Below are 6800 nucleotides of genomic sequence, written 5' to 3' on the forward strand. Positions count from 1 at the left end.
CTTTAACAATGCAAGAAAATTAGTATTTTTGGCTTTCCATTTTTGTTTGAAGAAAATCAACAGCTAATACTCTAGTACCTCTTCTTTTCAGAGCCAAAAGAACTGCTGTACCTATGATAGCCCCTGCAAGACAGTTCAGAAAATCTGCTATAGCATAGTATAAAGTAAGTGGCGCCCAAAATGGATACATCTCGGGTGTTCCCCAACCCAGAATCCAAACAGCAATGTTATTGCTAGTGGCAACTTCTCCACCAATTCGAGCAATCCAAGCTAAGCACCAGAGAGCTATGGGTAACCTCTTTTCGTCTCTTGTCCGTATCGAGTCAATCAGCCATTTACGTATTGGAGGTGTTGCAATCAGAATCAGCGCAAGCCAGGATTGCCACGTTATAATAGGCATGGCTTCATACCAAGCAAATGGATGTGCAAACCAAACGATCATTTCCAATCCGAAGATTAGCGTCGCTTCTTTCCATCGATTGAATAGGACAAGTCCGCTCATCAAAGCTCCTAATGTAGGACTCAGAAAAGTGAATAAGCCTATTGATGTTGCAGGATTTACGAAGGGAACTAGCCAGCCAAAAATAAAACCAGAAATAGTGCCCCACAGAGGACCCAGAAGCGGTGCCGTAAGACTGGAGAAAAGAATACTCGATAAAGTGATTTGTGCAGGCGTTCCAAAAATGGGGTAAACAGGTACAATTGCAGTCCCCAACATTAACGCGACCCAAATTGATATAAGCGCAATAAAAACTGCATTTGTAACATATTTTCTGTTCATTTTCTCCACCTGTGTAGTTTTGTAAATTGCTGTGTACTTTTTTACACAACGTTAATAAAACTTCTTCTCCATGTCTTAAAAGAGGTAGTCTTTTGCACCAAGATGTGCGCAGAACAGCAAAGCATGTTTCCAGCTGCCTCCAATTAGCCATCCTTTTAGAAGTTAGCGCACACAAGCCTGGCAACGTTAGCAGAACAGCAGATTTTCAGAATACCCAGTATGAACATTTTTTGGCTTCTGCAGTAGCTGTCGAACCCAGTTTTGCACGCGCTGCTGAGCGGGGTATCATGTTTTCTGCAGGAAAAATTGACTTAAATGAGATAGGTGTTGGAGAAATCATAAAGGATGCAGTGGTAAACATCGATGCTTGGCAACACGGAGGCAACACGTTGCTGGGCGCGATTCTTTTGCTTTCTCCGATCGCTGCTGCAGCCGGAATGACATTGACGGAGGGCGAAGAGTTTTCCTTTTCCAAACTAAGAGAGAACATAAAATTGGTCGTAGAGTCTACCACGCCCTCGGATGCTGTAGCTGTTTATGAAGCAATTAACATAGCTAATCCTAATGGTTTGGTTGATAAGGCTCCAACTCTAGATGTGAACGACCCAAGCTCGAAAAAGAAAATCCTCGAAGAAAATGTGACCCTCTATGAAGTTTTCAAAATTTCCGCGCCTTACGACTCAATTTCAAAGGAATGGGTGGAAAACTATCACATAACTTTTGAAACGGGTTTACGTTATTTCACTCAGCAACTCAAGGAAACAAACAATCTAAACAGTGCAATAGTTCACGCGTTCCTTAAGGTTCTTTCAACAGTTCCTGACACCCTTATTGCTCGAAAGGCTGGCTTGGATAAGGCGAAAGAGATCTCTGAGAGGGCGGGAGAAGTATTAAGATTAGGTGGTTTAACAACGTCCTTTGGTAGAAAAAAGCTTTCTGTCTTCGATAGAGAATTGCGTGGACCAACTAATCAGCATAATCCAGGAACAACTGCAGACATTATAGCCGCGGTTCTAGCCGTAAGCGTTCTGAACGGTTATCGTCCATAAAGCCGTTTTATGCACGCATGGACATACTATCTTTGTTTTCTTCTATTCTTTCCCATCCTGCTGCTGCCAAAGTTCCATCTAAGTTTTCAGAAAATTTCCTTTTTTCCTTAATTCCACACCGTAAACATTCCCTTTCAGAGAACACATATTTTCGGATTTCTTTTTTTATTCCTAGAACAAAGCCTGGCTCTTTCCAAGTAATAAGCACTTGTTTTCCATAGTTTTTCCATTTGTGTAGTCCTAATTTGCACCATAGGCTAGGCAATTACTGCATCCTCAATTTACATGAGATTTTGGTCGAATAAAAACTCTTGTTGCGTTTTTTATAATTACTTTTTCGTGAAGTTTGCGGAGATGCCCTCACCACGAAACTCTTTTAATTTGAGACAGTTCTTTTAGATGCATCAACAACGTGGATGCCACTATGACTGTTATTGCAGTGATTGGAAGAAAAAATTCAGGCAAAACAACAACAATAGAGGCTCTAGTTAAAGGCTTAACAAAACGAGGATGCCGTGTTGCCACTATAAAACATGTTTCTGAACCAAGCTTCACAATGGATGTTGAGGGAAAAGACACGTGGCGGCATGCGCAGGCAGGAGCACAAACAGTGGTGGTAGTTGCGCCTGGAGAATTGGGATTCATAAAGAAAGTTGACACGACAAATTTGAGTCTTCAAGAAATTATCAGAAACTGCCAAAACGACACAGACATGGTTGTCCTTGAGGGTTTTAGAAATCTGGTTGAACATGAGCCAACAGTACTTAAAATAGTAGCTATCAAAACTTTTGAGGAGGCTGTGGAAGCATCAAAGCGTTTCAAACCAATAATTGCATTTACAAGTTCTGCAGTTTTGACCGCAAAAAGGTTAAGCATACCTGTTGTAGACGTTCTAAAAGAACCTGAAAAACTTGTGGAAATTGTTGAGAGAAAAATTAGGCTTTAAGAGACAAGTGGAGATATCTCCACTATTTCCCGCAAATCCCATCTTTTTTGTGTGAAGATCTCTTCTCAGAAACACAATGTCAACTACTTAGCCCACGATTTCGAAGACGCTCATGTTCCCAAGCCTCGAAGTCAGCGGGAGGATTGACAATCTCGCTTTCAGGCTTCTTCTCCAGTCTCGCTACACCATTTGGGCATCCTGTGACGCATAAGCCACAGCCAATGCACTTCTCGCGATCCACAGCTGACACTCCTCCTCCGTCTGAGATGGCGTGTACCTGGCATCTCTTCCTACATATTCCGCATCCTAGACACTCGTTAGGGTCAATTACGGCATAATAGTTGGCGTAGGCCACTGAATTCTCAATGCCCCAATCAGTTATTCCTCTGAGAATGCCGCAGCAACACCCACAACAATTACAGACATAGCCGAGCCCTTTCATCACGTTGCTAACCGTATGCACAAGGCCCATCTCCTCTGCCTTATCGAGAAAAGCCAGTGCTTCCTCCTTCGAAATATCATCCTCACTCGGTTGTCTCTCGGCTGAAGAGAAGCTAAGGCAAGTCCTCAAGGGAAAGTCACACCTACGACCAATGTGATCCTGTTGCACTCTGCAGATGCAGTCACTCAAACGAAATGTTTTGGAGCTCAAGAGAATCGCTTTCACGTCGTCATACGGGAGAATCCATTCAGACTTGATTGCCTTCTGAGCCGGGACAACACGGTGCAGAGCTGGTTGTGGCTTCATAATTCCAACAGCTCCACCATTTGCCAAGTACTCTTCGACCAAGTGAGCTAACTCGTGATCCATACTTTCCCGCTGTGATTCGTAGATGCCCACGACAAAAGGTGCCAGCCTAAAGAATAGCTTATCACCTTCTTTACAGCTCCACAAAAGTCCTCGTTTCGCCATCTTCCCCAACCGTGCTTCTGCATCTTCAGATGAAAGCCCAATGCGCTCAACAACAACCTCAAGTGACTCCATAGAGCTAGTTAGCTGACTTGCCACTGAAGCCTCCTGAGGGGAGAATATCTTCTTCAGAACTCTTATCTCCACGTTTGAAGGGGTTCTGGGAAAGCCGTTGGGAAGTTTGTTCAAAGCTTCCGCAAGTTGCTCAAAAACCTGATTGCTCAATATATCCGCTCCATCAGAAGTTATCGTACATCGAGCCTATTTAATGCTGACTCACAGCTTGCATGGGATTTGAACCCCGAACCCAACATTTCTTCTACAGATCTGTAATCAGAGGTATTTTTTTGTAACTTCTTCTGCTCTACATTCTTCAAATGCGAAAATCCTAACTTTTGATCCGATGTTTTCTCCCCAGCTCCACTGCTTATACATCTGGGGCTCATTCCATCTCCTTTCTGAAGGATCAACATGAATCCATTCACCCATAAATTTGACCTCCGCCCATGCGTGTTTGCCAGTCCAGACAAGACCGCTACAATCAGCAGCGACAACCAATCTGCACTCATAACCATGAGCCAAACAAGCGGCAACATAAAGAATACTGAATTCCCCACATCTTCCTTTGCCAAATTCTTTAATCTCAAGCGGATCTGTATGTCTTTGCTCTTGTGGAAAACTTTCATTGAAAGGCACGAAGTCAAGGTTTCCACGTACCCAATCGCAGATCTCTGTGAAATTGTAGTCTCTTATGAACCAACTTCTCACTATGACTTTCTTTGATGGGTCATTACAATTGTTCATTATTTCTAAGTAATAGTTCTCGTATGCCATTGGTTGGAGATATAGAACATAGACAGCTAGAACGCTAAGTATGACAGAGAATACAATCAGAATGATTGCGATTATTTGATGTAGTTTTCTCATTCTGGTTAGTACCTATTCTTTGGTTCCAGAAAATTCTTTCGTGCACATCGGAATGCTCGTGGCAAGAGTCAGACATAGCATTCTTGTAGCAGCTTTTCTATTTCAGAGTAGTTCTTCTGCTTTGCCAGTTCTTGTATATGGTCAAGTCTTTTGATCAATTCCTTTTTGGCCTTCGCTTTGGTTGCTTCGTGGAAAGGCAGTCTAACAGCATCTACTTCACCTTGCTTTCGGACAATAGATTTTTGATCCAAAGGCGTCAACTCAACCTGTCGTTGGCTTGACAAAGTAATAAGACCAATGCTCGACCGTCATAGTATAGAGGGGAGAGAAGGTCGAAAGTTCTAATCTCAAAGGTGTCAGCTCCCTGAGAATTTCACATAACATGAGCGCGCGCGGATGAATGCCCTACTTTGCTATCCTATTTTCGTTCTCTGACTTACCCAAATTTTCACGTATCGGTTACAGTGGAGATGTCTCCCGAAGTAGCCCTATCCATTGTGTGACTTCCACTCTATGCAATGTACTTCGCAGTTTATGAGATCCTATGGAAGTATCTTCTAGTCTTTCTCCATTCCCGACAAGATTGTCTGTTTAGACCACGCCCTGTTCTCCCTATCGGAAGGTTGAAAAGTGGAAGGCTGTGTGTGGGGATTAAAATTTAACGTAAACATTATTTATTCGCTCGCTTAATAACCATGAGCGGATGATATTGTTCATCCAGAAAATAACTGATCTGATTACGAAAATCGACCGTGGAATCATAAAAATCAGAGACGGAACTTTCCAGGGACTTCCTGAATGTAATCGAAGAGGAACTACATAATAGAGAACTTACGCAGCAACGGAAATATAAAAAAGATTGGAGTGTAGAGGAATGGCTGATACCAACACATACCAATCCCGGTTTACTCTACGCATGACGGCACTATATTTCGTATTAACATTTGCAATAACTTGGGCAATATTGATTCCAGCGCTATCATCGGTGCCCGAAGAGAGTCTAACACCTTTTTTCGTTCCGGCAGCCTTTGGGCCATTCCTAGCAGCAATCGTTGTGATGGGAATATACCGGGGGCGATCTGGACTTATTCAATGGTTACGCCAAGTCTTCAAAATACGCATTCCGATCGTTCTGTATCTAGCTGGCGCGTTCTTCCTTCCTATTGGCATTGGAGCATTACACTACAGTCTATACTGGGTTCTAGGAGGAAGGTCAGACTTATCTGCAGCAATGCCCTGGTCCTATTATCCCATTAACTTGTTGTTGGTTACTTTGTTACTTGGTGGTAATGAGGAGCCTGGATGGCGAGGGTTCGCATTACCCGCTTTGCTTGAGCATTTCCACCCTGTGCCTGCCTCTTTGATCCTAGGACTTTTCCATGCAGCGTGGCACCTCCCTGTCATGAACTATTACGATACAACTTTTGGATGGTATCTGTTCAATTTGATTCCTCTTACGTTCATTCTCAATCGGCTGTACCTCAAGTCGAATCAGAGTGTTATCCCAGTTATGCTTCTACATTCAGGTACAAACGTGATTTCCAATTTTATTCCGACGCCGGGAGATGTGCTTCAGGGACTCGGCACTTGGTTTTTCCTTAGAGGAATCGTTTATTGGGGTATGGCCATCGTTCTTTTAATCACAACAAAAGGCAGACTAGGCTATGATGCAACATATTGTTCGAATGCCTAGTTACCTTCAAACTGATAAGAGTGAATAAGTAGATGCAAATGGGCAAGAAATACTGGCTAATTGATAAGCCTAACTGGAGAGGCGGTGGGCACCGCAACTTCATAAAATAGAAAACCCACAATCCCCTTTTTATTCTGCTGTTTCACGCATGTTCAAATAGGTCTAACCTTTTTCCTTGCTCTTCACCTTTTTTGTAGTCGTCATTAAGATCGCGTGTGCAGGCAAGTCGAAGTTTGAAAATATTGCTTATAAATCTCCAGCGCTTCATTGTTAGAGGGATTATTTCTATGGCTAAGGCCTTGTATTTGGAGGATAGTTACCTCCGGGAGTGTGATGCTACTGTTGTTTCAGTGAAAGATGGTAAATATATAGTCTTAGATCAAACTATTTTCTATCCTAAGGGTGGAGGACAACCGTGGGATACTGGGAAGATCACGAAAGGTGATGAAGTTTACAATGTTGTTTATGTTGGCAAGTTCTCTGGGGAGATTTCT

At 42.9% G+C, this 6800-nt stretch carries 9 protein-coding genes; 4 read left to right on the forward strand and 5 right to left on the reverse strand.

The window, feature by feature from the left end:
- Positions 1 to 19: 19 nt before the first annotated feature.
- The gene (locus OEX01_04815) at positions 20 to 781 is read right to left on the reverse strand and encodes a hypothetical protein (protein ID MDH5448307.1); all 762 of its coding nucleotides are present in this window, start codon (positions 779 to 781) and stop codon (positions 20 to 22) included.
- A 92-nt stretch (positions 782 to 873) separates the two neighbouring features.
- Between OEX01_04815 and OEX01_04820 the strand changes: the two genes are divergently transcribed.
- The gene (locus OEX01_04820; GenBank protein MDH5448308.1) at positions 874 to 1830 is read left to right on the forward strand and encodes a triphosphoribosyl-dephospho-CoA synthase; all 957 of its coding nucleotides are present in this window, start codon (positions 874 to 876) and stop codon (positions 1828 to 1830) included.
- 7 nt (positions 1831 to 1837) lie between these two features.
- Here the strand turns inward: OEX01_04820 and OEX01_04825 are convergent, their stop codons facing one another.
- Positions 1838 to 2095, reverse strand: a complete 258-nt coding sequence (locus OEX01_04825; GenBank protein MDH5448309.1) for a hypothetical protein — start codon at positions 2093 to 2095, stop codon at positions 1838 to 1840.
- A gap of 159 nt (positions 2096 to 2254) precedes the next feature.
- On the opposite strand from OEX01_04825, the gene mobB reads away from it, so the two are divergent.
- On the forward strand, positions 2255 to 2776 hold the full coding sequence (gene mobB / locus OEX01_04830) for a molybdopterin-guanine dinucleotide biosynthesis protein B (GenBank protein ID MDH5448310.1): 522 nt from the start codon (positions 2255 to 2257) through the stop codon (positions 2774 to 2776).
- Between the two features lie 79 nt (positions 2777 to 2855).
- Here mobB and OEX01_04835 read toward each other — a convergent pair whose 3' ends face one another.
- From OEX01_04835 to OEX01_04845, 3 genes are all read right to left on the reverse strand, one after another.
- Positions 2856 to 3911: a 4Fe-4S binding protein gene (locus OEX01_04835; protein MDH5448311.1), complete on the reverse strand. Its 1056-nt coding sequence runs from the start codon at positions 3909 to 3911 to the stop codon at positions 2856 to 2858.
- A 108-nt stretch (positions 3912 to 4019) separates the two neighbouring features.
- Complete coding sequence (locus OEX01_04840) at positions 4020 to 4613, reverse strand: transglutaminase-like domain-containing protein (GenBank protein MDH5448312.1); 594 nt, start codon at positions 4611 to 4613, stop codon at positions 4020 to 4022.
- Between the two features lie 68 nt (positions 4614 to 4681).
- Complete coding sequence (locus OEX01_04845; protein MDH5448313.1) at positions 4682 to 4864, reverse strand: hypothetical protein; 183 nt, start codon at positions 4862 to 4864, stop codon at positions 4682 to 4684.
- Between the two features lie 623 nt (positions 4865 to 5487).
- Between OEX01_04845 and OEX01_04850 the strand changes: the two genes are divergently transcribed.
- Positions 5488 to 6306 carry a CPBP family intramembrane metalloprotease gene (locus tag OEX01_04850; protein ID MDH5448314.1) on the forward strand — a complete coding sequence of 273 codons (819 nt, stop codon included), beginning with the start codon at positions 5488 to 5490 and terminating at the stop codon, positions 6304 to 6306.
- 287 nt (positions 6307 to 6593) lie between these two features.
- Positions 6594 to 6800: alanine--tRNA ligase-related protein (locus OEX01_04855; GenBank protein MDH5448315.1), on the forward strand; the 207-nt coding region annotated here is incomplete at its 3' end.

Source organism: Candidatus Bathyarchaeota archaeon, from assembly GCA_029882535.1.
Lineage (GTDB): Archaea > Thermoproteota > Bathyarchaeia > Bathyarchaeales > SOJC01 > JAOUKM01.

Coding starts and splice junctions, on each gene's coding strand:
- OEX01_04815 (MDH5448307.1), bottom strand. CDS start 781: ATGAACAGAAAATATGTTACAAATGCAGTTTTTATTGCGCTTATATCA.
- OEX01_04850 (MDH5448314.1), top strand. CDS start 5,488: ATGGCTGATACCAACACATACCAATCCCGGTTTACTCTACGCATGACG.
- OEX01_04840 (MDH5448312.1), bottom strand. CDS start 4,613: ATGAGAAAACTACATCAAATAATCGCAATCATTCTGATTGTATTCTCT.
- mobB (MDH5448310.1), top strand. CDS start 2,255: ATGACTGTTATTGCAGTGATTGGAAGAAAAAATTCAGGCAAAACAACA.